Here is a 1,319-nt window from a genome sequence, read left to right as displayed (position 1 = left end):
CCTATCCCCTGTGTGCCTTGCCTCCCACGACTTATCACAACCGACATCGGGCGTAATAACTTCGTATAGCATACATTATACGAAGTTATACGATGTTCGGCATCGTGGTCCTCGGACTGGTTCGAGACCCTTTCGGGACAGCCGTTCAGTCCGGCCCCGATCACGAACGAGGCGGGCGAAGTGACGGCGATGCCGCTGATCTCGCCGGAGATCCGCACGGCGTTCGTGCTGGCCGGCATCGCGGTGCTGGGCCTGTACGCGGCGTACCGGATCGTGGCACCGCTCCCGGACGGCCGGGGCGTCAGCCACGAGACGATGGCCGACTGAAGGAGGCGGGACCGCTGACCGCGACGCGACCGATCCGAGGCATCGTCGCGGACGACGCCGATCGCTTTTCCGTTCGACCCTACTCATCGAGCGACCGCTCTCAGCTCTCCGAGCCGTCTGCGTCCGGATCGCTCGCTTGGACCGTCTCGTCGGCGGTGCCGCCGTCCGTGCTGGCGGGAGCGGCGTCCGCGGACACCTCGTCAGCGCCGAATGAGAACGCCGACTCGACCGCGTCCGTCGTCTCGGTCGAGTCGTCGCCACCGACAGCGGCTCCGTCGGCGTCGACCTCGAAGCCCTCGGTCATCTCTCGCAGGTCGCGGGCGCGCCTCGTGGAGGTCGTGCGCCTGCTCGGAGACTTCGCCGAGCGTGGCGGCCTGCTCCTCTGCCGCTGAGGCGACGGTGGTCGCCTCGGCGGTGGTCTGCTGGCTCACGCCCGCGAGGTCGTCGACCGCGCCGGTGACCTCGCTGACCGACGACGCCTGCGCGTCCATCGCGCCGGATATCTCCTGAACGCCGTCGTCGGCCTCGCTCACGCGCTCTGAGACCTCTTCGAGGGCGTCCTCCGCGTCCTCGACAACCTCGACGCCGTCGTCGACCCCCTCACGGATCGCGGCCATCTCGTCGACGCTCTCGTCGGTCCGCTCGCGGAGGCTACCGATTAGCGACTCCACCTCGGCGGCGGACTCCTGCGTCTCCTCCGCGAGCGACTTCACCTCCTCCGCGACGACCGCGAAGCCGGAGCCGCTCTCGCCCGCGCGGGCGGCCTCGATCGAGGCGTTCAGCGCGAGCAGGTTGGTCTGGTCCGCGATCTCCGAGATCGTCTCGACGATCTCGTCGACCTCCGCCATCTCGGCTTCGAGCCGCTCTACCGTCTCCGCGGCGGACTCCGAGCGCGCCTCGATCCCGTGGAGTTCCTCGACGGCGTCGGCCGCCGCCTCGCGGCCCTCCTCGGTGAGCGAGTCGGCCTGCCGGGAGGTGGTCGCGACCTGATC

Annotated in this window: 1 pseudogene; it reads right to left on the bottom strand. The window is 69.1% G+C overall.

Annotated features, from left to right (window positions below):
• Positions 1-427: 427 nt before the first annotated feature.
• Positions 428-1,319: pseudogene (locus BN903_RS08725) on the bottom strand (methyl-accepting chemotaxis protein); the annotation flags it as partial.

The sequence above is a fragment of the Halorubrum sp. AJ67 genome (genome assembly GCF_000513435.1).
This window is presented reverse-complemented; position numbering and strand designations above follow the sequence as displayed.